This window comes from Agrobacterium sp. CG160-95 (genome assembly GCF_053521725.1).
Genome location: NZ_JBNWDU010000006.1, coordinates 339,261 through 363,164 on the forward strand (window position 1 = coordinate 339,261; position 23,904 = coordinate 363,164).

Here is a 23,904-nt window from a genome sequence, read left to right on the forward strand (position 1 = left end):
CCATGACTGCACGTATGGACAAGCGCTTTGCCGATCTGCGCGCTGAAAACCGCCCGGCTCTGATTACCTATTTCATGGGCGGCGACCCGGATTTCGAAACCTCGCTCGGCATCATGAAGGCCCTGCCGGAAGCAGGCGCCGACGTTATCGAGCTCGGTATGCCGTTTTCCGACCCGATGGCGGATGGCCCGGCGATCCAGCTGGCAGGACAGCGCGCGCTGAAAGGCGGCCAGACGCTGAAAACCACGCTCGATCTCGCCCGCGAGTTCCGCAAGGACGACGACGCGACCCCGATCGTGATGATGGGATATTACAATCCGATCTACATCTACGGCGTCGACAAATTTCTTGACGATGCGTTGGCGGCTGGCGTCGATGGTCTGATCGTTGTCGATCTGCCGCCTGAAATGGATGATGAGCTCTGCGTGCCCGCCTTGGCGCGCGGCGTGAATTTCATCCGTCTCGCCACCCCGACGACAGATGGCAAGCGCCTGCCGACCGTTCTTAAAAACACCTCAGGTTTCGTTTATTACGTATCGATGAACGGTATTACCGGTTCCGCACTGCCCGATCCCTCGTTGATCTCTGGCGCGGTCGGTCGTATCAAGGCGCATACGGAACTGCCGGTTTGCGTCGGTTTTGGTGTCAAGACGGCCGATCATGCCAAAGCGATCGGTGCCGTGGCGGATGGCGTGGTGGTCGGTTCGGCCATCGTCAACCAGATTGCCGGCAGTCTGACGAAGGACGGGCAGGCAACCGCCGATACCGTGCCATCCGTCACGACGCTGGTAAAAGGACTTTCAACGGGCGTGCGTGCGTCGCGCCTTGCCGCTGCGGAATAAGTGCGCGGCCCAGTCAGGAGTAGTCAGTTGAACTGGATCACCAATTACGTACGGCCCCGGATCAATTCCATGCTTGGCCGCCGCCCGGAGGTTCCTGAGAACCTGTGGATCAAGTGCCCGGAAACGGGCGAGATGGTCTTCCACAAGGATCTGGAAGATAACAAGTGGGTCATTCCGGCTTCCGGTTACCACATGAAGATGCCGGCAAAGGCGCGTCTCGTCGATCTTTTCGATGGTGGCGTCTATGAGGCCTTGCCGCAGCCGAAGGTGGCGCAGGATCCGCTGAAGTTCCGCGATTCCAAGAAATACACCGACCGTCTGCGCGACAGCCGCACGAAGACCGAGCAGGAAGATACTATCCTTGCCGGCGTTGGCCTCCTGAAAGGCCTGAAGATCGTTGCCGTTGTGCATGAATTCCAGTTCATGGGCGGTTCTCTCGGCATCGCGGCCGGAGAAGCCATCGTTAAGGCGTTCGAGCGCGCCATTTCAGAGCGTTGCCCGCTGGTCATGTTCCCGGCCTCCGGTGGCGCCCGCATGCAGGAAGGCATTCTGTCGCTGATGCAGCTGCCGCGCACCACGGTTGCTGTCAACATGCTGAAAGAAGCAGGCATGCCCTACATCGTGGTTCTGACGAACCCGACGACGGGTGGCGTCACTGCTTCCTACGCCATGCTGGGCGACGTGCATATTGCCGAGCCGGGCGCCGAAATCTGCTTTGCGGGCAAGCGCGTGATCGAGCAGACCATTCGCGAAAAGCTGCCTGAAGGCTTCCAGACATCGGAATACCTGCTGGAGCACGGCATGGTGGATATGGTGATCGATCGCCGCGAAATTCCCGATACGCTGGCAAGCCTTCTCAAGATCATGACGAAGGCTCCGGCAGAAGCAAACGCGGTCATTCCGCTTGCGGCTTCGGCCTGACGGAAAAATATGTCGCCCGGAGGCGGGAAGCGCCTTCGGGATGACGTTATACGTTGCATGATTTCATCTCGGGTGCGGCGGACAAATGGCCAATACAACGCCTGAAAGGCGAACAGAAGATATGACGAAGCCCGCAATCGGCGAGGCCGAACAGATCATCGAAAAGCTGATGCAGCTTCACCCCAAGGGTTTTGATCTTTCACTGGACAGAATTTCCCGTCTTCTGGAAAAACTAGGCAGCCCTCAGAAAAGGTTGCCGCCGGTTATTCATGTCGCAGGCACCAACGGCAAGGGTTCGGTTACGGCCTTTTGCCGCGCATTACTGGAGGCGGCAGGACTTTCCGTGCACGTTCACACCTCTCCGCATCTCGTGAACTGGCATGAACGTTATCGCATCGGCGTTTCCGGCGAAAAAGGCCGTTATGTCGATGATGCCGTCTTTGCGGATGCGCTGCGCCGCATCGAAGCTGCCAACGGCGGCCAGATGATAACGGTTTTCGAAATTCTGACCGCCGCGATGTTTCTGCTTTTCGCGGAGCATCCGGCGGACGCTGCCGTGGTCGAGGTTGGGCTCGGTGGGCGCTTCGATGCGACCAATGTGATCAACAACCCGGCCGTTTCCGTTATCATGCCGATATCGCTCGATCATCAGGCCTATCTCGGCGACCGGGTGGAACTGATTGCCGCTGAAAAGGCCGGCATCATGAAGTCGGGTTCCCCTGTCGTCATTGGTCATCAGCAGTATGATGCGGCGCTGGATACCCTCGTTTCCACGGCTGAGCGTCTTGGTTGCCCGGCATCAGTCTATGGGCAGGATTTTTCCGCCCATGAAGAGTTCGGCCGTATGGTCTACCAGGATGAATTCGGCCTGACCGACGCGCCGCTGCCACGTCTTCCCGGTCGCCACCAGCTTGCCAATGCCGCTGCCGCGATCCGGGCCGTCAAGGCTGCCGGTTTTGAGGTGACGGAGCGGATGATCGAAAAGGCCATGACAACAGTGGAATGGCCCGGCCGTCTTCAGCGTGTCCTAACCGGAAAAATCGCTGAAATCGCTCCGAAGGATGCGGAAATCTGGATCGATGGTGGTCACAACCCAGGCGCGGGCGAAGTCATTGCCGAGGCAATGGCGGGGTTTGAAGAAAAGACACCGCGCCCGCTCTTCATCATTGCCGGCATGATCAACACCAAGGATCCGGTGGGCTATTTCAAGGCTTTCGCCGATATCGCGGAATATGTCTTCACGGTTCCAATCGGCGGCACTGATGCCGCAATCGATCCCGTCGTGCTTGCCCATGCGGCCTTTGATGCCGGTCTGGTTGCGGCGCCTACATCTTCGCTGACCGAGGCGCTGGACGAGCTATCGCGTCGCTTCGATCCCGAAGGGCCGCCGCCGCGCATCCTGATCGGCGGTTCGCTTTATCTTGCCGGAAACGCGCTTGCATTGAACGGTACGGCTCCCGAATAAAAAAGCCCGGCATCGCTGCCGGGCTTTTCTTTATTCCATGGAAAGTCGCTTACGCGGCGCCGGAAATCCAGGCCGAAAGCGCTGTCTTGGGCGCAGCGCCGACCTTGATGTCAGCCACTTCGCCGCTCTTGAAGATGGCAAGAGTCGGGATGGAGCGGACGCCGAACTGGGCAGCCAGTTCCGGGTTTTCGTCGATGTTGAGCTTCGCGACCTTGACCTTGCCGGCAAGCTCGGACGAAATTTCTTCGAGGCTCGGCGCGATCATTTTGCACGGGCCGCACCATTCGGCCCAGAAATCCACTACGACTGGTTCGGAGGATTCGAGGACTTCGGACTGGAAGTTGGCGGCGTCGACTTTTACGGTAGCCATATCTGGCTCTCCTTTCAGTGAATCTTTTCCACTATCGATGTGATGCGGGCGCGTCGAAATTTCAATGCCCCGGTATCTCACTTTGTCTTTATTGCGGCAAGGGCTTGCATCATGGCATCGTCACCAACCGTCATAAAAGCGGCATTTTCCGTATAAATCAGCGCGCAGACAAATTCCTTGCCGGGATAAAGCGGTGACAGAATTTCGCGATAGATGGCAAGCTGTGCCGTGTGGGAGAACGGTATCTCGTGCGCGTCGCGCGGCGGCACGCGGTTCGTCTTGTAATCGACCAGAATGACGCGGTCGCCATCCACTGCCAGCCGGTCGATACGGCCGGAAACCGCATAATGCTGCCTGCCGATCGTCATGGTCCCCATAATGGAAACTTCTGCGCGGCTATTGGGCGAAAATGCCGGCTGCACCGCTGGTTCGGACATGACCCGCAAAACCGCCCGTATCAGATGTTCGCGCTCGGCAGTCGGCCAGAACCGTGCGGCGCGTTCGGCATAGCGGCGGGCTGCCTCTTCCCGCTCACTCTCGGCAAAATCCGGCAGGGCCTGCAGCATGCGATGCACCAACCGACCGCGTTGCAATGCCAGTGAGGAGACATTGGCTTTTTCGCCGAAAAGCGGCGAACGCACAGCAAGATCGTCCGCACCGTCATCAATGATGGTGCCCGCGCCGGAAGGGCTGAGTGGCCTCGGCAATGATGGCAGGGCGGGCAAGGGGGTAAGAAGCCCCGCCGGAAGAACATATTCTTCTTGCGTCTGTGGTTCAGGCAGCCTTGGCAGAGCGGGGGTCGAACGAGCATCGGACTTGCGCCAGACAAGCCCCTGCCACTCTTCACCATCGGCCATAAACTGTTGCGGCTGGCAGTGCTTTTCATTGTCGGCAAGTGCTGCCTTGACGATGGCGTGCCAGCATTCGGGATTTTCCTTCTGGCCGCGATAACCGCAAACGACCAGATGATCGGCGGCACGTGTCATCGCCACATAAAGCAGCCGGCGATATTCGTCTTCCGCGGCCGTCTTCAGGCGTTCCTCATCGGCGCGAATGAGATGATTGGAAAAACCGCTGCCAGGCAGCCAGACGGGGAAGGCATCCCCGTCTGCTTCAACGAAGCGCAGTTTCGGGACATGACTGTGGTTGAAGGCTTTCGAACCGCCATCGACCACAAAAACAACCGGCGCTTCTAGACCCTTGGAGGCGTGCACGGTCATGATCCGCACTTCACCGCGATCCTTGTCCTGTTCGCGTTTCACCTCCGGCGAATCCGTTTCCAGAACGGATAGGAAGGCTTGCAGGCCGGGCAAGCCGGTCCTTTCATGGTCAAGCGCAAAGGACAGGAACTCGTCCAGGACATCGCTCGCCTCGTTGCCGAGACGACCCAGGAACTTTTTGCGCCCGTCATGCAGGGTCAGAACCGCAGCGAAGAAATCATGCACCGTTGCCGTTTTCGAAAGCCCGATAAAGTTCTTGAGCTTGTTGGCGACTGCGAAGAAGCGGCTGTTCTCGTCTTGCGAAAGCGTCTGCAATCTTTGCCACACGCTCTCCGTATCGGATCGCGTGGCAGCGACATCGAAAACATCGTCTTCGGAGAGATTGAAAAGCGGGCTTTTCAACAGCGCGGCCAGAGAAAGGTCATCCTCAGGCAGCACGACAAAACGGCCAAGCGCCAGAAGGTCCTGCACGGCGATGTGATCGGTCAGGCGAAGACGGTCGGCACCGGCGACGGGAATGTTCTTGCGCCGTTTCAGCTCACGGGTCAGCGCATTGACGAAAGCATGGCGTTTTCTGACCAACACAAGAATATCGCCGGGCTCAATAGCGCGTTCCACGCCCTTTTCGATGATTGTCTGGTTGCCGATCATGCCGGCAATGCGCGCGGCGATCCGGCGGGCAACGATGGTGGCCGGCGCGCTTTCCCGAAGTGCATCGAAAGGTGCCGTCCAGTCTTCTTCGTCCTCGGCGGTTTCCGGCGCCACCATATCCCAGACTTCCACGGTGCCGGGGTGGCCGGCGCGGTTGGAGCGGTGTTCGACTGGCTCGTTATCGGCGCTGAGGCCGCTGGCATTTTTAGGGTCCGAAAAGACCTGATCGACGGCGGCCAGCACATCTTCCGTGGAACGGAAGGACAGCGGCAGGCGGATGCGGTGAAATGCCTGCTCCACCGAATCGACACGCCTTTTGGTCTCGTCGCGCTCCTGCGAAAACCGCTCCGGTCGTGCGCCCTGGAACGAATAGATCGATTGCTTTTCATCACCCACGGCAAAAAGCGTGCGCCGCCCCATGCGGGCGCTCTCGCCGCTGAAGAAGTCCGCCGCCAGCGACTGGATGATCGACCATTGCACAGGGCTGGTATCCTGCGCCTCATCGACGAGGATATGGTCGATACCCTGATCTAGCTTGTAATGTACCCAGGCGCCCGCCGTATCGCGGTTGAGGAGATTGGCGGCGCGCTCGATCAGATCTTCAAAATCGAGCTGGCTTCGCTGCTTTTTCAGATCCTCGAAATCGCCGATCAGTCTCTCAGCCAGAACAAGCGCGCATTTCGTCGCCTCCAGCATTCGCACCAGACGATAGCGGTTGCGACAGGCCACGACATGGTCCCGCGCAAGCGTCAGCGCGTCGACGAGATTGGGTGCGGATTTCTGCATGCCCTTGTTGATGACATAGGCATCGGATTTTTTCTCGCCCTTGGCTGTCAACAGCGCAGCTTCGATGAATTCCATGCGCCGCACGGAATCCGTCTGCCGTTTCGCTTCCCGCAGGGCATAAGCGACATCTATGACGCGCGATCCGCCCACTTCATCGGCAAGCGTCAGATAGGTATCGAGGGAAAGCCCCGAGAGACCGGGCAAGGGCCAGAATGCCGCCGCTGCCGTTTCTTCTGTTTCACCCGCGTCTATCTGCATTGCCTGCCGCAATTGGGCATCGATGCCATCAGCCTGTTTTGCATCGATCAAAAAGGTACGAAGGGCGCTGCGATTGGCGATGATGGCGGTTAGTAGCGATTCGAGCCCGCTTTCGTCCGCCAAATCAAGCACATAAGCGAGAGACTGCGCGAGATCGGTGTCTCCCTCCGTCGAAACCGCCGTTAAAAGCGACCGACGTGCCTCGGCCAGTAGGGTTGTTGCGGCGCGGTCATCAAGAACGGAGAAGTGGCCGGCGACATTGGCCTCCAGCGGGAACTGATGCAACAAGGCTTCGCAGAAGGCGTGGATCGTCTGGATCTTCAGCCCACCGGGCGTTTCCAGCGCCTTGGCGAACAGCCGCCGCGCTTCGGCCAGCTTTATGCGATCCGGCATCTTTCCTTCGATGGCAGCGACGCGATCCCCAAGATCGTTATCCGGCAACGTAGCCCATTCCGCCAGACGGTCGAAAACGCGGCTCGACATTTCGGACGCCGCTGCCTTGGTATAGGTCAGGCACAGAATTGCGGAGGGTCGGCACCCGGCCAGAAGTAGACGGATGACGCGCTGGGTCAGTACATGGGTCTTGCCGGAACCGGCATTGGCCGAAACCCAGGCGGAACTTGCCGGATCGGAGGCGAGCCGCTGCCGGTCGCTCGTCCAGTCTATCCAGCTTTGCGGGGTGTCCGTGGCAGGCCCGTGATCGATAGGATCAATCATCATCGCCGTCTCCCGGTTCTGCCGTCGACCATTCCGAAACCCGGGCGAGGTGGTCATATTCCCCACCGTAGGATTGCTGCTCCTCCGGCACCAGCCGCGAGGCAAAACCGTTCTCGCCATCACGCAGCGAACGCACGAACTTGGCCAGCTGATCGATTGATTCGGTTGCCAGCTCGATTGCCGATTTCGGTGCTTTTTTGCCACCCCGGTTGGAGTGTTCGTTGTTCACCTGGTCGGCAAAAAAACGGGTACCCGGCCGCAGGCGCACATATATAAGGTTTTCCGGTGTCTGCGAACCCGCCTCGCGGAAGGCGCCCCGCATCAGTGCTGCCGCTTCCAGCGCGAGCTGCGGGTCGAGCAGTGCGCGCGCCTGATTGACTGAAGGCGCAAGCCCCGTTTTGTAGTCGATAATATCCGCCTGACCGCCGGTCTTGATATCTATGCGGTCGGCGATGCCGGTCAGCCTTATGCCTGCCTCGGGGATTTCCTGTCCGGCACGCGCCTCGAAAAAGCTGCGGCGGATGGATGGATGTCGTTCTTTCTCCCAGTCGATAAAGGCGCGTGCCACCGCCTCGAATCGCGGGCGCCAGATGACATCGACATGTGCAGGAAGATCTTCCGCGTCGAAACTTTCATCCAGAATACGCTGCATGGCCTCGAGCGATGCCGGCGTGCCGGGAATATGCCCCTCGCGGGAATAGCGCTCGATGATTGCATGATAGAGCGTGCCACGGTCGGCGGCATTGGGATCGCGGTTGAAGCCATCAAGCGGGTTGAGCTTCAGGATACGCCGCGCGTAGATCGAATAGGGGTCGCGGCGCAGCCTGCCCACTTCGCTGAAGGAATAGCTCTTCGGCTGCAAGTCGGCCGGCAGTTTGGGGGCAGGGCGCTTTGCTGCTTCCTGGTCGATGCTCGCATCCATCAGGGCTGCCCAGTGGCGATAGGTCTCGCCGCGCTTCTTCAGCCGTTCGGCAAAATCCTCGCCGCCGAGTGCCAGCAATCGCTGCAGCCAGCGCGATGCGACTGCGGGTGTCGAGCCCTGTCTGAGCGCGCGGCTGTAGAAAATCTGCCGTGTCCCGTTCGCCATCTCGAAATCGTGCGCCAGCTGGCCAATGCGCCGCTCCGGCGGTTCCAGACCGATGGCTGTCTTCATGTTGCGGGACAGAAACGGGTTGTTTGCCGTCTGGCCCGGCCAAAGCCCTTCATTGAGACCGCCGATCACGACAGTGTCGACGCTTTGCAGTCGTGCCTCAAGGGCACCGAAAATGAAAATGCGCGGATGGCGCATGGATCGCGGCTTGATCGATTCGCCAGCCACCAGTGCCGCGAAGATATCAGCCCATTGCGGACCATCCGCATCCAGGATTTCGCCGCTTTCCATCAATTCGCCAAACAGGCCGGAAAGCTTGTCGCCTGCCTCGCCGGACCAGAGAGTGGCAAGATCGTTGTTGTCATCCGCGCAGATGGCTTCGATTACCCGGCCCGTCCGCTCGGCCCAATCGGAAAGCGGCAATTTGTCCGTGAAAGACCGGCCCGAGCGGTCGCGACGCACGAATGCGCTGCCAAGCGGCTCTGTCGAAACGGCGATCCGGCGTGCCAGATCGCGCGCGGCGTCTACGCTTCCCTCGGGCAGTGCCAGCCTCCAGGCAGGCGGATGCCGGTCATCGCGCTGCGCCGCCAGTTGCGCATCGAGAACCGCCTCCAGATTGCCGATTTCGGTTTCGACGCGGCCGCCTCTAAGTGCGATCAATTCCAGCGCCTTTGATGCTTTTGTAAAAGCCTCCAGCGAAAGCCCGAAACGGCTGAGCGGATGTTTCAGAAGGGAAATGACCGGCACCGGATCTCCGGGCCTGAGGATAGCTTCCAGTGCGAGTTGCGTCAGTCCGGCCTGCGGCGTGGCGGAAAGCGGCGTACCGGCGGAATCGTCGGCTTCAATACCGAAGCGTTGCAATTCCGTCGCCACGCGCCTGGCCAGTCCGCGATCGGGCGTGATCAGCGCGGCCTGAGACGGGCGGCCAGCGCCCGGCGCTTCAAGCGCCAGCCGCAGCGCCACCGCAATTGCGGTTGCCTCTTCGCGTTCGTTGGCAGCTTCTATCAGGGTCGCTGCCGCAAAAGCTTCGTCGAAAAATCCGGGTTGCTTGTCCTCACGCCAGCGGTTCCAGTCGCTGGTGGATTTGGCAGGAGCAAGTGCTGCCGAAAAAACCGCCGCGCGTTTTTCAAGGTCTCTATCGATGACGCCGATCTGAACGACATCGTCTCGCATGATATCGAGCTTCTGCAACAGCATGTAGAGTCCGTATTGCGAATGGGTGCGGCTTGAAGGATCGGTAGGGTCCTCGGCAATAGCCTCCCATTGCTCCTCCGGCATCGTAAGATCGAGGCCCGGAAGCACGACGACGCCCTGGGGCAGGGAGGCGACAGAGGCGATAAGGTCTGCTGCTGCCGGAATTGAGCCCGTGGAGCCCGCAACGATGATTGGTCCGGTGTCCGGCAGGTTTGCAAGCCGGTTCGCCTCCGCCCTCAGGATGCCGTTGCGATGTCGGCCTGCGGAAGTTCGATTGAGTTCGGCAAGACGGGCGGGCCAGAACACGCTGGCGATTTTCAGGAAATCCGCCGTCAGCTGCCACCATTGGGCGTGATCGCCGGTATCGAGATGCGCGAGCGCCTCCCATTCCTTTTCTTCCGTATCCATCGCATCGATCACTTCGCCAAGCGCACGCGCCAGCCATATGGCGTCGGCAGGGCTGGCGGGGGCGACAAGTGGTGAGTCCGAATGGATGGCCCTGATGGCGTCCGGCAGGCTGTTGCGCCATGCCAGAATGAGGCGCGCCAGCTCGATTTGCCGGCCGGTGCCGGAAATCGGCGGCGCAAGATCCATGATCTCAGGATTTTCGATCTCGAAGAAGCCGCTGTCGTCATCGGTTTCGCCGAGCGGCCGGATCAGTGGCAAAATGGCGGAACGGCCGCCCAGAAGATCGACAAACTCTGAGCGCAGCACGCGGGCGGAGCGCCGGGTCGGAACATAGATCGTCACCTTGGCAAGCGAAAGCGGATTCGCAGGGTCGTATTTATAGCCGGCTGTCAGTGTCCCGTCACACAGCGTTTCCGCGAGCGTTTTGAGGAACGGTGTTCCCGCAGCGATCGTCAGGACGCGCTTTGCGTGATGGGTGAAAGTCATGCAGAGCGCTTTTCCCTGAATTGCCGGATGATACTTTCGGCATCGTCTATAGCATCGGGAGTGCCGACGGTGATCCAGTGGCCATCCAGTGAAAGTCCGAAAAGTCGTTCTTTCTCGATGGCGCGGTCGAAATAGATATTCAAGTTGAAAGCATCCCCCGGCGCATCATCCAGCAGGTGCGAATCCATGGCAATGGCCCCGGCATAAACCACCGGGTTCGTGTCCCCGTCGCGATACCGCGCCAGTCTACCATCCGAAGAGAGGTTGAAATCCCTCTTGCCGTTATGACCGGTGGTACGGTCCATATCGACGCAGAGCATCGCCATATCCATGCGCGTGGCATCGAAGAATTGCGCAAGCTTGCGCAGGTTGCTGACGGCATTCAGCTGTTCGCCAATCCAGAAAAGATCGGCATTCATGACGAAGACGGGACCTGGCTCCAGAAGTTTCAGGCCCTTGGCAAGCCCGCCACCGGAATTCATCAGCTGCGACCGCTCGTCGGAAATCAGGATTTCGGCGTCGGTACGGGTTTCAAGATGGGCGATCATCTGATCGGCATGGTGATGGACGTTGACGACGATCTTCTCGGCGCCGGCCTCGACAAGGGCGTCGAGCGCGTAGTCGATCATCGGTTTGCCGGCGATCTTGACGAGCGGTTTCGGGATCGTATCCGTGATCGGGCGCATCCGGGTGCCGAGCCCGGCGGCCAGCACCATCGCGTTCTTGATCGTCATTGTGGTCAACCGTCTTTCAGTCTTTAAAATTCCATGCCCATGTGGACGCACCAGTCTTTGAGCGGTGCCAGTTCGGGATGCGAAAGCGCTGCGGAAAGATAGCGAAACGTCCTTGGCATATGTTTCATATAACCGGGTTTTCCATCGCGTTCCAACAGCCTTACCCAGATACCGGCCAGCTTGCAGTTGCGCTGCGCCGACATGATGGCGAAAGCCTTGAGAAAAGACGTCTCATCGAAGGATGGCTCGTCTCGTCTAATGTCGAGATAGTGCGAAAGCAGGCGTTCCTGCAGTTCGGGCGAAATGGTAACCCGCGCATCCTGCACGATGGAGGCGAGATCGTAGGCCGTCGGGCCGATCATCGCGTCTTGAAAATCGATCAGTCCGACTTGCCGGATGCCTGCATTATGCTCTTGCCAGAGAATGTTCGGCGAATGGAAATCGCGCAGAAGTAGCCCGCTTTCGCAGCCACTGAGCGCGTCTATCAGGCCGTCCCAGAGAGCATAATAGTCACGCTTCTCGGTATCGGACAGTGATTTGCCGCGTTTGTGGGGCAGATACCATTCCACCAGCAGCGACACCTCGATCTTCATCGCCGGTCGATCGAAAGGAGGCACTTCGTAGGTGCTGCCGTCACCGACCGGCAGCTTGCGCGGTTCCGGAGATTTGTGAAGGGCGGCGAGGCAGGCGACGCTTTGCAGATAACGTTCCTCAATCGGCGTTCCGTCACGCGCAAGCACCCCATCTCGCCCGAGGTCCTCCAGGAGGAGAATGCCCTGATCGGTATCCGCCGCCAGTATTTCAGGCGCGCAAAAGCCGCTATTTCGCAGATAATTGCCGATCGCCACGAAGGAACGGGCATCCTGGGCAAGATGGGCGATTTCCGCATAGGTCTTGCCGTCAGCAACGATCGCACCTCTCAAAGGGCGTCGCCAGTCCATCAGGATAAGGTCCGGACCATCGGTGGAAATGGTCTCATAGGCGCGTGTGGAAGCATCGCCGCTTAGAAAATGGCGTGTCGCATCGCCCTTGCCATTTTTCGCAAGAAAATCGCGAATGGCAAAAACGCGCTCAAGCCGTGCTTTCTGTTTCTCGGGAGCATCGATTACGGCCAGACGCCCGTCACCGGAGTGCTCCAGCCGCAGGCTGATGGTCTGGTTTGGCGGGAGGATTTCGGCGGCGATATCAGGCCACTCGATCAGGCAGATACCGTCTTCCAGCATCTCGTCGATGCCGAGTTCGTCCAGTTCCGAGACGTCAGACAGTCGGTACAGATCAAGATGGGCAACGGGAATACGTGTTGGATAGGTCTGGATGATCGTGAATGTGGGGCTTGGAACTTCAAGATCAGGTGCATCCGCCATCGCCCGGATGAAGGCGCGGGCGAGAGTGGATTTGCCCGCGCCGAGATCTCCGATCAGCGCGAGGCAATCGCCAGCTCCCAAAGCCAGCGCCAGATCTTCGCCTAACCGGATGGTGTCCTTTTCCCCATTGAGGGAAAGGGTGATCGGCAGGATATCGTCACTCATTCTGCGGCGATGGAATGCGGGTGCACACCCGAAGGAATGCGGCAGGTAACGATTGTGCCGTTGCCGGGCCGGCTGTCGATGCTGACAGTGCCGTGATGCAGGCTGACGAAGCTTTCCACGATAGAAAGGCCAAGGCCAGCGCCGGTCCGCCGCCCGCCGTTGCCGCGCGTCTCGAAGCGGTCAAACACGGCCTTGAGCATGTCTTCGGGGATACCCGGTCCCTTGTCCGCCACCGAGAACAGGAAGTCACCCTCGCTGCGCTGGCATGAAAGTTGAACGGAAGACCCTTCCGGCGCAAAATTGATTGCATTGGTGAGGAGCTTGATGAGAATCTGCTTCAGGCGCTGGTGATCCGCCACCAGACTGCCGAGATGCGCGGGTGCGACGATCTCGAGCGAAATACCGCTTTCCTGTAGCCGGTCGGCAATCTGCACCGAAACGTCATCGAGCAATTCGTTGAGATCGTTTTCCGAATAGTTCAGCTGCATGATGCCAGCATCGACGGTCGCGAGATCGAGGATGTCGTTGACGATGGTCAGAAGAACCGAAGACGAGGTGGAAATATGGTCGAGATATTCCGCCTGCCGGTCCGTCAATTCTCCAATACCCGGGGTCTTCAGGAGATCGGTGAAGCCAATGATATTGGTCAGCGGCGAGCGCAACTCATAAGAGACGTGCTGTACGAAATCGTTCTTCAGCTCGTCGGCCTTGAGCAGTGCGTCGTTCTTTTCCTTGAGCGCCCGCTCGGCCCGCACGCTGTCAGTCATGTTGACGAATGTCAGCATGGTCTGCGCATCCGGCAGCGGAATAATGGCGTAGTCGAGGACCAGGCCGGAGAGTAGTTCCAGCGTTCCCTGTCTCGACGGGCGTTCATCGTCAAAGCTGGTGATGAACTGGCTGAAAGAGCGCCAGCCATCCGGCTTGTCGTAGGATTGCGTGCAGGCGGCCTCCACGGCGCGGATGTGGGTTCCAGTTTCCGCCTGCTCGGCGGTAACGCCCCAGAGGGCCCTGAATGCCGGGTTGGAAAGGCGAATACGTCCGTCCGCACCAAACACGGCGACACCTTCGGCCAGATGGTCGATGGTTTCGCCCTGCACCTTCACCAAGGTGTTGTAACGCATCTGCAGATCGACCTGTTCGGTCAGGTTCTCGAAGACCCATGTTGCGCCACCCTGCGGGTGGGCGGTCGCGATAACCCGCAACGTCTGGCCGTTGGGCAGATGCCACAGATCGGTCTTGGTATCGAGAGAGCGGTAAACGGAGAGTGCCGTCTCTTTCCAGTTTTTCCAGTTCAGCTGCTCGGGCAATTTGCCGGCGGTGCGCAGCCTGTCGAGAAGCTCGGAATTATCGGGGCCGGATTCCAGAAAAACCAGATCGAAGCCCCACAGGGTGGCAAAGGCCTGATTGTAGAATTGCAGCCGCTGCCGGCCGTCGAAAATGGCGACGGGCGTTGCGAGATGATCCAGCGTTTCGGCGTGGCTTTTCAGAACCCGCTTCATTTCCTCGCGGGTGGTTTCCGCTTCGGTGGCATCGATGGCGATGCCTGCAGAACCGCCCGCCGTCTTGATATCGACAACGTCGAAGAAGGTACGGTTTCCGGAAACCACCGTCGAAATGCGATCGTGGTAGGGGGAACTCGGCGTGGCAGCCGCACGTATCTTCTGCCGGGTAACGGTGTTCAGAAGCTCGCGTTTCTCCTGAATGGTCTGTTCGGCATCGCGCGCATCCACAGCGTGCGCATAGGCGTGGTTCACCCATATGAGTTCGCCTTCGCCATTGCGCCGCCAGACGGGCTGTTCGATCGAATCGAGAAGTTCCTGAAAGGTGGAGACCGAGGCGATCAGGCGCTCGCGCTCCACCTGCAATTCGGCCAGTTCGGCGCGCAGGTTGTTGAGGGCGACGAAACGCGCGAAGGCATTGCCGCCGGAAACCCGGCCTTGAACTTCAATGACTTCGCCGCGCTGCGTCTCGATGGTCAGATCGAAACTCTGTGCGTGGCTGCGAAGTTTTTCGAGGGATTTTTCAAGCTGGCTCGCGGATGATGGCTTCAGCCAGCGCCCGAAGGCCAGAAAATCGTGATCCGCCTGCGGTGCGCCCGTCTCTACGGGCAGTTGCCCCAGGAATTCGGGGCGCTTGTCCACGCCGTCCCAGATGACGATGCGCCGGCTCTTGTCGGAGATAAGCGCCTCGTATTTCGCGATCTTGTGGTGGGATTCTGCCAGCGCCTTGCGGTATTCACCGCTCTCCGCCTCGATATTACCGCGCTGGCGCACCAGCCAGACGACGGAAAACAGCGTTGCCGAAAGCATGCCGACAAAAAGCGAATAGGTGATGGTTTCTCCGGATGAAAACAGCCGCGCGCCGGTCTTTGCGACAAGACCGTCCTGCGCCAGCGCCACATTTGCAGAGCCGGCGAGAACCGTGCCGGACATCAGGACGGGAAGCCGCGAAAAGCTTGTCCGCACAGCACTGATCGCCAGCCGGCAACGCGCCATGGCCGCGCCCAATGCCACGCCAGCATGCGTGTTTTCAACGCGTTGAACTGTCTGCTCGCGCAGATTCGAATTGTGAACCGTCATCCCCGGTCTGTCTCCGTCCTATGTGCCGCATCTTCGACAAGACATCCCATTTCGTCCCCGCCGCCCTTTGGCGTGTCCGAATCAAGTTCGATGACAATACCGTCTTCATAAATCTGCGGAAAGGGAGCGCGCAAAAAAGATGCCGCGCGCTTTGTCAAGCGCACGGCATCTACATATTGTGTGATTTCAGTGGATATTAACTATGAAATTAATATCTGTAGTGTTCTGCCTTGAACGGACCCTGCTTCGAGATGCCGATATAATCAGCCTGAAGGTCGGAAAGTTCGGTCAGGCGCACGCCAAGCTTCTCGAGATGAAGGCGTGCAACCTTTTCGTCGAGGTGCTTCGGCAGCACGTAGACTTCGTTCTTGTATTCACCTGGCTTGGTGAAAAGCTCGATCTGGCCCAGCACCTGGTTGGTGAACGACGCCGACATGACGAAGGAAGGGTGACCTGTGGCATTGCCAAGGTTCAGCAGGCGGCCTTCGGACAGCAGGATGATGCGGTTGCCCTTCGGGAACTCGATCATGTCGACCTGTGGCTTGATGTTTGTCCACTTGAGGTTACGCAACGAAGCGACCTGAATTTCATTGTCGAAATGGCCGATATTGCCGACGATGGCCATGTCCTTCATCTCGCGCATGTGCTCGATGCGGATAACGTCCTTGTTGCCGGTGGTGGTGATGAAGATGTCAGCGGAAGACACAACGTCTTCCAGGCGAACGACCTCGAAACCGTCCATGGCGGCCTGAAGCGCGCAGATCGGGTCGATTTCCGTGACCTTCACGCGGGCGCCAGCGCCCTGCAGCGAGGCGGCGGAACCCTTGCCGACATCGCCGTAACCGCAGACCACGGCAACCTTGCCAGCCATCATCACGTCGGTTGCGCGGCGAATGCCGTCTACCAGCGATTCCTTGCAGCCGTATTTGTTGTCGAACTTGGACTTGGTGACGCTGTCGTTAACGTTGATGGCCGGGAAGGGCAGGAGGCCCTTCTTGGCAAGATCGTAAAGACGATGAACGCCTGTCGTCGTTTCTTCCGTCACGCCCTTCAGCGCGTCACGCTGCTTGGTGAACCAGCCGGGGGAAGCCTTGAGGCGCTTGTTGATCTGCGCGAAAAGAATTTCCTCTTCTTCCGAACCGGGGTTGGAAAGAACGTCCTCACCGGCTTCGGCGCGCGCGCCGAGCAGAATGTACATTGTGGCATCGCCGCCATCATCGAGGATCATGTTGGAGAGGCCGCCATCGGTCCACTGGAAGATCTTGTCGGTATATTCCCAATATTCCGTCAGGCTCTCACCCTTGACCGCGAAAACAGGAATGCCGGCCGCTGCAATGGCTGCTGCGGCATGGTCCTGCGTCGAGAAGATGTTGCAGGACGCCCAGCGGATGTCCGCGCCCAGTTCCTTCAGCGTCTCGATCAGAACGCCGGTCTGGATCGTCATGTGAAGAGAACCGGTGATACGTGCGCCCTTCAGGGGCTTGCTCTCGCCGAATTCCTTGCGGCAGGACATAAGGCCAGGCATTTCGGTTTCGGCGATGTCCAGTTCCTTGCGGCCGAATGCGGCAAGGTTGATATCGGCGATGATGTAGTCCTTCTCAAGGCTCATGAAGTTCTCCAGATCAGAAATGCCATGCCTGCTGGCCCGGCTTTTAAACGTAGCAGCGGTTTAGCAGGCCAAAAACGATCTGGCAATAACGATATAAAGAAGTCTTTATGTCTTTATATGGGGGTGGGGTCAGGCTTCTTCGCCGAAGCGGTCGGCAACAAGTGCCTCAAGTGCGGCGAGCGCCTCTTCCGCCTGGTTGCCGCTCGCCTCGACATAGACACTGCATCCCGGGCTGGCCGCCAGCATCATGAGGCCCATGATGGAGGTGCCGCCAACGGTCATTCCGTCCTTCGACACCGTAATCGTCGCGTCGAAACCCTCGACCATCTGCACGAATTTTGCAGATGCCCGGGCGTGGAGACCGCGCTTGTTGATGATCGGCAATTCCCGGGAGTGAGGCGACATGGGGCTGACTTCTTATTTGCCGCTTAAAACGCGGCTGGCGACGTTGATGTATTTGCGACCGGCGTCGGATGCGTCCTGGAGCGCCTTGTCCATGTTGTCTTCGCTGCGAACGCCTGCGAGTTTTATCAGCATGGGAAGATTGACCCCGGCGATGACTTCGACATTGCCGTTGTTCATGACGGAGATGGCAAGATTGGACGGTGTACCACCGAACATATCCGTCAGAATAATGACGCCATTTCCGTCATTGACGCGCGTAACGGCGTCGATGATATCCTGCCGGCGCTGATCCATGTCGTCTTCGGGACCGATACAAACCGTCTCGATCAATTTCTGGGGACCGACGACATGCTCCAACGCATGGCGAAACTCCTCAGCCAGCTTGCCATGGGTGACAAGCACTAGTCCGATCATGAAATGCTCCCTTGCACACGCACTCTCATTGCCGACTATCGCAACGCGGCAATCCTGTCCATCGGTGGGATTTCATCTTGATGAGGAAAATGCGAATCGCAAGCCTAAAATCGCCTGAATCATGGTCACTTCGCGTTCGTTTTAAAAAGATTTTGAGCAAGTGCAGCAAATTTTCCATAGGGCGTAAGACTGGAAAGCGGAATACGCAGAAGCGGAAGATGCCCGCCGCAGGGCAGCAACAACACCTCGTCATCTTCCGGAAGTCTTGGATTTTCCGGTGAAAGAACTGTCGTAACGGCGAAATTTAGTCCGGCGCTCGGGACGCTGTTGACGTTAACGATGCCGCTGCCGCGCAATTCCAGTAGTCCGGCAATCGCTTCCGGCCGCTCGGCTATGATGTTTTCGCCGTCGCGATACACGAAAATCTGATCATCCGCGATCAGTGCCGCCGGCAATCCGCACCGTTGCGCCTCCGTCAGAAAGCTGAAAGCAAGCTCGCTTTTGCCGCTGCCGGACGGTCCGGTGAAAAGAATGCCGGTGTTGTCGACGACAATGGCGGTTGCGTGCAGGTTGAAGCGTTCAGCGTTCATGGGTTTCGGCCGCCGGCAGCGACAGGGTGAAGCGCGCGCCTGATATCACGCCGTATTTGTCGACGACATTTTCTGCCCTGAGGCTGCCGCCATGGGCTTCGGCGATCTGGCGGCTGATGGAAAGGCCAAGGCCGGAATTCTGGCCGAAACCTTCGCTTGCCGGTCGATCGGTGTAGAAGCGCTCGAAAATCCGGTCGATATCCTCGGCCTGAATGCCGGGGCCATTGTCTTCCACCTGCACGATGCAGCGGTCCTTGTGACGGGAAAGGCGCACGGTGATGCGGCCGCTTTCCTCGGAAACGAAAGAGCGTGCATTCTCGATCAGGTTGGTGACAATCTGCCCGATGCGAAGATCGTGACCGTTCACGACGAAGGAGGTTTTGGCTCCCGCCTTCCGGTCGGCGACATAGTCGATCGCCACGCTCTTTTTCTTTGTGCTGATCTGGCGGGAGATATCCACCAGACCCTTCATAAGAACGTCGAGATCCAGCGGCGATGCATCGACGCGCGCCAGTTCGGCATCGAGCCGCGAGGCATCCGAAATATCGCTGATCAGGCGGTCGAGGCGGCGGACATCGTGGAAGATGATCTCGGTCAACCGCTGTTTGGACTCCTCCGTCTTGGCACGCGGCAACGTTTCCACGGCGCTGCGCAGCGAAGTCAGCGGGTTCTTGAGCTCGTGGCTGACATCGGCGGCGAAACTTTCGATTGCGTCGATACGGTCGTAAAGCGCCGTCGTCATTTCACGAAGCGCTATGGAAAGGTTGCCGATTTCATCCTGACGCGCCGAAAAGTCCGGTATTTCTTCACGGGTTCTGGCCCCGCGACGCACGCGGATCGCAGCCGCCGAAAGCCGCCGGAGCGGCGTGGCGATGGTGGATGACAACAAAAGGGAAAGTACGATGTTGACGAGTGTGGCGATGCCGAACACGCGCATGATGGCAAGGCGCTCCGCATGCACGATCTTGTCGATATCGCCGGCCTGCGTGGACAGGAGCAGAACCCCGAGCACGGCCCGGAAGCGCTGCACCGGCACGGCGACCGAAACGATCAGCTCACCCTTTTCCGTAACGCGAACGACTGCGCCGCGCACGCCGGTCAGCGCATTCATCACCTCCGGATAGATCGAGCCGTCGCCACCTGGCGCTTCCTTGTATTGCGGCAGGCTGCTCGGTTGCAGCATGCGGTTGAACATGCTGGTGAACCATTCACCCCAGGTCTGGGTTTCCGGCGTCACCGGCGGCAGATCGAAGCGCAGGACCTGGCCGCGAGAATAGAGATGGCGGGAATCGAGAAGCAGGTTGGCATCGGCATCGAAAAGCCGCGCGCGGGTCCGTGTCGGCGAAATCAGCCGGCGCAGCACCGGCGCCACCCGTTCCGGATTGATCGGGAAACTCAAGTCCTCGTCATTGGGGGCGGGCGTGATGCTTTGCCCCGCCTGCAATTCCAGCAGCTTTTCCGGATTGATGGTGATGGAGTTGGTATCCACCGAGGCGGAGGCCGAGATGGCACCGGCGATGATCTCGCCCTGCGTCAAAAGGCTTTCCACCCGCGCATCGATCAGCCCCTCGCGGAACTGGTTGAGGTAGAGAATGCCACCGACCAGAACGACCGTCGCGGCCACGTTGAAGAAAAGGATGCGGCGCGTGAGGCTGGAAAACACCGCATTGCCAAAAATGCGTCGGACGATCGTCAGCGGATGGATACGATGGCGGCGTTCGCTGCCGCGATCTTCGGCATCGTCACTGTCCGAGACGGTTTCCGGCGTTTTCTTCAACAAGTCTATGTCCTCGCCACCACAATTCCGGTGGTCTGTCCCGATTGCGGCTCGTTCAAGCCGCTTCGCGGAAGCGATATCCTACGCCATAAAGCGTTTCAATCATATCGAAGTCACCATCGACCAGTTTGAACTTCTTGCGAAGGCGCTTGATGTGGCTGTCGATCGTGCGGTCGTCAACATAGACCTGTTCGTCGTAGGCCGCATCCATCAGCGCGTCGCGGCTTTTCACCACGCCTGGCCGCTGTGCAAGCGAATGCAGGATAAGGAATTCGGTAACGGTCAGCGTCACCGGCTCGCCCTTCCAGGTGCAGGTGTGGCGTTCCTGATCCATGGCCAGCTGGCCGCGTTCGAGCGTACGCGCCTGTTGATCAGCCGTCGGCTTCAGCGTGCTGCCGCCGGTCGCAGCGGAAGCCTCGCGGCTGCTGGCGCGGCGCAGGATGGCCTTGACGCGTTCCACCAGAAGGCGCTGCGAGAAGGGTTTTGTGATGAAATCGTCAGCACCCATCTTCAGGCCGAACAATTCGTCGATCTCTTCATCCTTGGAGGTCAGGAAGATAACCGGAATATCCGATTTCTGGCGAAGACGCCGCAAAAGCTCCATGCCGTCCATGCGCGGCATCTTGATGTCGAAAATGGCGAGCTGCGGCGGACGGGCAATCAGTCCGTCAAGCGCGGAGGCGCCGTCCGTATACGTTTCGACCCGGTAGCCTTCGGCTTCGAGCGCGATCGATACCGAAGTGAGAATATTCCGGTCGTCGTCGACAAGCGCGATCGTCTGCATGTAGTTGGTCTCCATCGTCATTTTCTCGTAACTCCCGACATCCACCCAGCCAAGGTTGCGCGCCGCGAGCCACTCTCATGAGTATAAAGGTGGAACAAATTGTGGCAAAGGAAAACTCACAACCAAATCGCCTAGTATGACTAGGGCAATTCCGGGAAAACGCCGCAGCTGGATTCTAATGCGTCTTCAACCGATTTAAAAAGAAATAAAATCTTTTAAATCGATTAATATATTGAAATCACTAAGTTATTTAAAGTTTCACTCTTGCGTTTCTAAAAGCCGCCACGTATTTTCCGTGAAAATTTCAACGGCCTTATCGTCATTTACAAGGAACGCGTCATGAACGAGCTTGGGGTTCATAATCCTGCCAATGGAGTTGCGGAACTCGGACTGGGCGAGGCCTCCCGCGTCTTTTATAACCTCAACGAAAGCGAATTGTACGAAGAGGCGATCCGCAACGGCGAAGCCGAGCTGACGGCGGATGGCGCACTTCGTGCCGTTACCGGTCAGCATACGGGCCGTTCTCCGAAGGACAAATTCGTCGTCCGCGACGCTTCCACCGAAGACACTATCTGGTGGGACAACAACAAGCCGCTGTCGCCGGAAAACTTCGAGCTGCTGCGTCAGGACATGCTTGCGCACGCCGCCGGCAAGACGCTCTATGTTCAGGACCTGATCGGCGGTGCCGATGAGGAAAACGCCCTGTCGACCCGTGTCGTCACTGAGCTTGCCTGGCATTCGCTGTTCATCCGCAACCTGCTCATCCGCCCGAAGCGGGAGAAACTGGCAGGCTTCAAACAGAAGCTGACCATCATCAATCTGCCGAGCTTCAAGGCTGATCCGGCGCGTCACGGCGTCCGTTCGGAAACCGTCATCGCCTGCGATCTCACCAATGGTCTCGTCCTCATCGGCGGTACCTCCTATGCCGGTGAAAACAAGAAGTCGGTCTTCACGGTGCTGAACTACCTGCTGCCGGCCAAGGGCGTCATGCCGATGCATTGCTCGGCCAATGTCGGTCCCGAGGGTGATTCCGCCGTGTTCTTCGGCCTGTCCGGCACCGGCAAGACCACGCTGTCGGCTGATCCGTCGCGTACGCTGATCGGCGACGATGAGCACGGCTGGGGCGAGCACGGCATCTTCAATTTCGAAGGCGGCTGCTACGCCAAGGCGATCAAGCTGTCGGCCGAAGCTGAGCCGGAAATCTATGCCGCGACCCGCCGTTTCGGCACCGTTCTCGAAAACGTCGTGCTGGACGAAAACCGTGTTCCGGATTTCAACGACAATTCGCTGACGGAAAACACCCGCAGTGCCTATCCGCTGCACTTCATTCCGAATGCATCGGAAACGGGCATTGCCGGTCATCCGAAGACGATCATCATGCTGACGGCGGATGCCTTCGGCGTGCTGCCGCCGATTGCCCGGCTGACGCCGGAACAGGCCATGTACCACTTCCTTTCCGGCTACACGGCAAAGGTTGCCGGGACGGAAAAGGGCGTGACTGAGCCGGAAGCGACATTCTCCACCTGCTTCGGTGCACCCTTCATGCCGCGCCACCCGGCGGAATACGGCAACCTGCTGCGTGAGCTGATCGGCAAGCATGGCGTGGACTGCTGGCTGGTCAACACCGGCTGGACCGGCGGTGCTTACGGCATCGGCAAGCGTATGCCCATCAAGGCGACCCGCGCGCTTCTGACGGCAGCCCTCACCGGCGAGCTGAAGGGCGCCGAATTCCGCACCGATGCGAATTTCGGTTTCGCCGTGCCGCTGTCGCTGGAAGGCGTCGATGCCGCGATCCTCGACCCGCGTTCGACCTGGGCCGACGGCGCAGCTTACGACGCGCAGGCGAAGAAGCTTGTGTCGATGTTCGTTACGAACTTCACCAAGTTCGAAGATCACGTCGACAGCAAGGTGCGCGATGCAGCACCGGGACTGCTGCTCGCGGCAGAATGAATAAGCCTCGTTTATGAGGAGGAGGGGAACCCGGCCTTGTGCCGGGTTCTTTCGTTTCGTGCCTTGTTTTCATTTTTCTCGATCTGTGGCATCACCGGCGCGGAGAAAAAACATGGCCAGCGCCCCGCTTTACATCAGCAACCGAATTACCATCGCCGGCTGGGAGCTGACGGAGCAATTCGTGCTGGCCGGCGGGCCGGGTGGCCAGAATGTCAACAAGGTCTCGACGGCGGTTCAGCTGTTTTTCGACATCGCCAATTCTCCCTCCCTGCCGGAACGGGTGAAGGCGAATGCGCTGCGTCTGGGCGGGCGGCGTGTTTCGAAAGAAGGCGTGCTCATGATCGAGGCGAGCCGGTTTCGAAGCCAGGAGCGCAATCGCGAAGACGCGCGTGAACGGCTGAAGGAACTGATCCTTGAAGCGGCAGCGCCGCCGCCGCCGGTGCGCAAGGCCACCAAGCCGACCAAGGGTTCCGTCGAGCGCCGCCTCAAGGCAAAATCCGGCCGGTCGGATGTCAAGAAAATGCGTGGCAAGCCATCAGGCGACTAGGTCGCGCTGGACGGCAAAATGTTTCGCACTTGTCATAGACCTTCAGATATCGTCTGGTAAATCTCCTACAACCAAGGAGGGTGCTATGGGTCTGTTCAATTTCATCAAGGAAGCGGGAAAGAAGCTTGGTATCGGTGGAGATGATGCCCCCGATGTCGAAGCCGTCAAAAAAGAACTCGCTTCCCACGATCTCGGCACCGACAAGGTTCAGGTCGAGGTGGTGAACGATAAGGTCGTTCTGAAGGGCGAAGTGGCCGACCAGTCGATTTTCGAAAAAGCGGTCATCGCCGTTGGCAATACGCTCGGCATTTCCAAGGTCGAGGCCGGCGAGCTGACGGTGGCAGAAGCGCCGGCGAAGGAACCCGTTTTCTACACGGTCAAGAAGGGCGATAATCTCTGGAAGATCGCTGAAGCCCAGTACGGCAAGGCAAATGGCGGCAAGAACAACATCATCTTCGAAGCCAACAAGCCGATGCTGACCCATCCCGATAAAATCTATCCCGGTCAGGTTTTGCGCATTCCTGACCTTGCCTAATAACGGATTTTAACCGCTGCGATGGAGATGCCGCTTTTGCGGC

18 protein-coding genes are annotated in these 23,904 nt (G+C 58.9%); 6 read left to right on the forward strand and 12 right to left on the reverse strand.

Features of this window, described 5'->3' with window-relative positions:
• The first annotated feature begins 2 nt into the window (after positions 1 to 2).
• The 3 genes from trpA to ACQZ63_RS21225 all read left to right on the forward strand — a co-directional run bounded on the left by trpA (position 3) and on the right by ACQZ63_RS21225 (position 3,228).
• Positions 3 to 842, forward strand: a complete 840-nt coding sequence (trpA, locus tag ACQZ63_RS21215) for a tryptophan synthase subunit alpha (protein ID WP_112153941.1) — start codon at positions 3 to 5, stop codon at positions 840 to 842.
• Positions 843 to 869: 27 nt separating this feature from the next.
• Positions 870 to 1,763 carry an acetyl-CoA carboxylase, carboxyltransferase subunit beta gene (gene accD / locus ACQZ63_RS21220; protein WP_013635186.1) on the forward strand — a complete coding sequence of 298 codons (894 nt, stop codon included), beginning with the start codon at positions 870 to 872 and terminating at the stop codon, positions 1,761 to 1,763.
• A gap of 85 nt (positions 1,764 to 1,848) precedes the next feature.
• Positions 1,849 to 3,228, forward strand: a complete 1,380-nt coding sequence (locus ACQZ63_RS21225; RefSeq protein WP_174002930.1) for a bifunctional folylpolyglutamate synthase/dihydrofolate synthase — start codon at positions 1,849 to 1,851, stop codon at positions 3,226 to 3,228.
• A gap of 49 nt (positions 3,229 to 3,277) precedes the next feature.
• Here the strand turns inward: ACQZ63_RS21225 and trxA are convergent, their stop codons facing one another.
• The 12 genes from trxA to chvI form a co-directional block, all read right to left on the reverse strand.
• Complete coding sequence (trxA, locus tag ACQZ63_RS21230) at positions 3,278 to 3,598, reverse strand: thioredoxin (RefSeq protein ID WP_003516334.1); 321 nt, start codon at positions 3,596 to 3,598, stop codon at positions 3,278 to 3,280.
• Between the two features lie 77 nt (positions 3,599 to 3,675).
• The gene (gene addA, locus ACQZ63_RS21235; RefSeq protein WP_113556074.1) at positions 3,676 to 7,233 is read right to left on the reverse strand and encodes a double-strand break repair helicase AddA; all 3,558 of its coding nucleotides are present in this window, start codon (positions 7,231 to 7,233) and stop codon (positions 3,676 to 3,678) included.
• Positions 7,223 to 10,408, reverse strand: coding sequence for a double-strand break repair protein AddB (gene addB / locus ACQZ63_RS21240; RefSeq protein WP_113556072.1), 3,186 nt, complete (start codon positions 10,406 to 10,408; stop codon positions 7,223 to 7,225). The genes addA and addB overlap by 11 nt, the downstream gene beginning before the upstream one ends.
• Positions 10,405 to 11,142, reverse strand: coding sequence for a nucleotidyltransferase family protein (locus ACQZ63_RS21245; protein WP_013635190.1), 738 nt, complete (start codon positions 11,140 to 11,142; stop codon positions 10,405 to 10,407). Before ACQZ63_RS21245 ends, addB begins: the two co-directional genes overlap by 4 nt.
• A 23-nt stretch (positions 11,143 to 11,165) precedes the next feature.
• Positions 11,166 to 12,671 (reverse strand): tRNA (adenosine(37)-N6)-threonylcarbamoyltransferase complex ATPase subunit type 1 TsaE, encoded by a 1,506-nt coding sequence (tsaE, locus tag ACQZ63_RS21250; RefSeq protein WP_038489246.1) that lies wholly within the window; start codon positions 12,669 to 12,671, stop codon positions 11,166 to 11,168.
• A complete protein-coding gene (locus tag ACQZ63_RS21255) occupies positions 12,668 to 15,250 on the reverse strand; it encodes a sensor histidine kinase (protein ID WP_113556070.1) in 2,583 nt (860 codons plus the stop codon). The genes tsaE and ACQZ63_RS21255 overlap by 4 nt, the downstream gene beginning before the upstream one ends.
• 208 nt (positions 15,251 to 15,458) lie before the next feature.
• On the reverse strand, positions 15,459 to 16,859 hold the full coding sequence (ahcY, locus tag ACQZ63_RS21260; RefSeq protein ID WP_003516323.1) for an adenosylhomocysteinase: 1,401 nt from the start codon (positions 16,857 to 16,859) through the stop codon (positions 15,459 to 15,461).
• Positions 16,860 to 16,988: 129 nt separating this feature from the next.
• The gene (locus ACQZ63_RS21265; protein WP_003516321.1) at positions 16,989 to 17,264 is read right to left on the reverse strand and encodes an HPr family phosphocarrier protein; all 276 of its coding nucleotides are present in this window, start codon (positions 17,262 to 17,264) and stop codon (positions 16,989 to 16,991) included.
• 12 nt (positions 17,265 to 17,276) lie between these two features.
• Positions 17,277 to 17,678: a PTS sugar transporter subunit IIA gene (locus tag ACQZ63_RS21270; protein ID WP_003516318.1), complete on the reverse strand. Its 402-nt coding sequence runs from the start codon at positions 17,676 to 17,678 to the stop codon at positions 17,277 to 17,279.
• 125 nt (positions 17,679 to 17,803) lie between these two features.
• Entirely contained in the window at positions 17,804 to 18,268 is a 465-nt protein-coding gene (locus tag ACQZ63_RS21275; protein ID WP_113556068.1) for an HPr kinase/phosphorylase, read from the reverse strand.
• A complete protein-coding gene (gene chvG / locus ACQZ63_RS21280) occupies positions 18,258 to 20,048 on the reverse strand; it encodes a two-component system sensor histidine kinase ChvG (RefSeq protein ID WP_013635194.1) in 1,791 nt (596 codons plus the stop codon). The genes ACQZ63_RS21275 and chvG overlap by 11 nt, the downstream gene beginning before the upstream one ends.
• Positions 20,049 to 20,100: 52 nt before the next feature.
• The gene (gene chvI, locus ACQZ63_RS21285; protein WP_003516307.1) at positions 20,101 to 20,829 is read right to left on the reverse strand and encodes a two-component system response regulator ChvI; all 729 of its coding nucleotides are present in this window, start codon (positions 20,827 to 20,829) and stop codon (positions 20,101 to 20,103) included.
• A gap of 339 nt (positions 20,830 to 21,168) precedes the next feature.
• On the opposite strand from chvI, the gene ACQZ63_RS21290 reads away from it, so the two are divergent.
• The 3 genes from ACQZ63_RS21290 to lysM all read left to right on the forward strand — a co-directional run bounded on the left by ACQZ63_RS21290 (position 21,169) and on the right by lysM (position 23,861).
• On the forward strand, positions 21,169 to 22,779 hold the full coding sequence (locus ACQZ63_RS21290) for a phosphoenolpyruvate carboxykinase (RefSeq protein ID WP_003516305.1): 1,611 nt from the start codon (positions 21,169 to 21,171) through the stop codon (positions 22,777 to 22,779).
• A gap of 112 nt (positions 22,780 to 22,891) precedes the next feature.
• Positions 22,892 to 23,326: an alternative ribosome rescue aminoacyl-tRNA hydrolase ArfB gene (gene arfB, locus ACQZ63_RS21295; RefSeq protein ID WP_019565930.1), complete on the forward strand. Its 435-nt coding sequence runs from the start codon at positions 22,892 to 22,894 to the stop codon at positions 23,324 to 23,326.
• A gap of 85 nt (positions 23,327 to 23,411) precedes the next feature.
• A complete protein-coding gene (gene lysM / locus ACQZ63_RS21300; RefSeq protein WP_003516300.1) occupies positions 23,412 to 23,861 on the forward strand; it encodes a peptidoglycan-binding protein LysM in 450 nt (149 codons plus the stop codon).
• The last annotated feature ends 43 nt before the right edge of the window (positions 23,862 to 23,904 follow it).